The organism is Paenibacillus solanacearum, assembly GCF_910593845.1.
GTDB classification, from domain to species: Bacteria; Bacillota; Bacilli; order Paenibacillales; family NBRC-103111; genus Paenibacillus_G; species Paenibacillus_G solanacearum.
Genome location: NZ_CAJVAS010000101.1, coordinates 1 through 1840, shown reverse-complemented (window position 1 = coordinate 1840; position 1840 = coordinate 1). Strand labels below are relative to the sequence as shown.

The following is a 1840-nucleotide window of genomic DNA, read 5'->3' as shown; positions in this document are numbered from 1 at the left end:
GAAGATAATTCGGAGAAGTGGAATCAGGCAGACAACCCTGCGAGCCTAAGTCCTGACGGACCCAGTCGCTCCGCTCCTTTAAGGCTCTCGGGTTCGTGAATACAAGAACGTTATCTGAAATTATTGCAATATATTAAAGAAATGAAGTGGTATCGTGGAAGATAAAGAAGCATTTATTAAAGATTTTATTTATAACGATACTCAAGAGGAAAAAATCCAAAAAATAGAAATTATAGATGACCCTGACACGTTACATATAATAGCCGCAAACTATAACTGGAACGATGGTTTTGAAATTCCATATTTAATTTTAAATAATAAAAGTTGTGATTTAGGAACAGCCCTTATGATTTTCTACTTAGCTGAGGGCGAATTGTTTTTACTAGAAGCTCATAACACCAGCAAGAATAAAGAATGGATTAGTTTTTTAAATAATTTATATGACAGAATTAATGAAAACCTATTTATAAATAAATCTATTAAGTACATCCCAGTATTATCAAAAATACAAGCTTATAAGATTAAGAAAATCAACACAAACTATAGAGATATTTTTTTTGAAGGAACAACAGGAATTGAATTAAATACAAGACTCTAATATGAGGGATTTTTTCAGGGAGGGCAATAACTTCAGATAACACCGTATTCACGCTGCAGTCGCTACGCTCCCTTGGTCTGCCCGATGTTTTTCGGGGATGTAATATCAGGCAGACAACCCTGCGAGCCTAAATCCTGACGGACCCGGCGCTATGCGCCTTAAGGCTCTCGGATTCGTGAATACAAGAACGTTATCTGCAATTCGTGCGGCCTGTCGGCCGTAAAGAATCTAAAAAAGCCCTACTGAATTAATCGGTTTGATATGAGTTATTTTAATGGCCGCATTCGCGGCGGGGCCAGAAGAGCTTTAGTATAAAGAATGAAATGACTGACTAAAATGAATCGACAGAATATTATAAGATTTGAAACTGATAATATTGAAATACTATATATGGCTAAACGTGGTAAAAGACTATGTAAAAACTATAAAGACCATAAAAGACTGTAAAGTGCTATAAAGGACTATTAAAGGACTATAAAGGGCTATATAAAGAAGATTTTGTAAGTTGATCAGAGAAGGCACGAACAGCAGATAACACCGTATTCACACTGCGGGGGTCAAGCCCCCTTGGTCTGCCAGAAGATAATTCGGGGAAGTGGAATCAGGCAGACAATCCTGTGAGCCTAAGTCCTGACGGACCCGGCGCCGCCGCGCCTTAAGGCTCTCGGATTCGTGAATACAAGAACGTTATATGTAATCCCAGCGAATGACTTTATAAAGAATTTTTATTGGAAGAACTTCAGGAAGTATGTGTTAAAGACTTGTATTGAAGGCAGTTCGGTGAAGCGTCGTATTAAAGACTTGTATTGAAGGCGGTTCGGTGAAGCGTCGTATTAAAGACTTGTATTGAAGGCGGTTCGGTGAAGCGTCGTATTAAAGACTGTATTGAAGGTAGTTCGGTGAAGCGTCGTATTAAAGACTTGTATTGAAGGCAGTCCGGGGAAGTTTCATATTTGTAAGTGAATTCGAAGAGGGCTGGGACTACATATAACACCATATTCACGCTGCGTCGCTTGCGCTCCTTGGTCTGCCCGAAGGTAATTCGGGGAAGCGGATCAGGCAGACAACCCTGCGAGCCTAAGTCCTGACGGACCCAGCGCTACGCGCCTTAAGGCTCTCGAATTCGTGAATACAAGAACGTTAGACGAAACCAACGCAGAGCTTTTATATAATAATCTAATCTGATTCGCATCGAGCTCACCCGATAAATTGGCAGGAAATGAATGGTAAACTGTCGAATGT

At 40.1% G+C, this 1840-nt stretch carries 1 protein-coding gene; it reads left to right on the top strand.

The window, feature by feature from the left end; all coding sequences use genetic code 11:
* Positions 1-154 precede the first annotated feature (154 nt).
* Complete coding sequence (locus tag KXG62_RS33735; protein ID WP_218096385.1) at positions 155-598, top strand: DUF4274 domain-containing protein; 444 nt, start codon at positions 155-157, stop codon at positions 596-598.
* Positions 599-1840: the final 1242 nt, after the last annotated feature.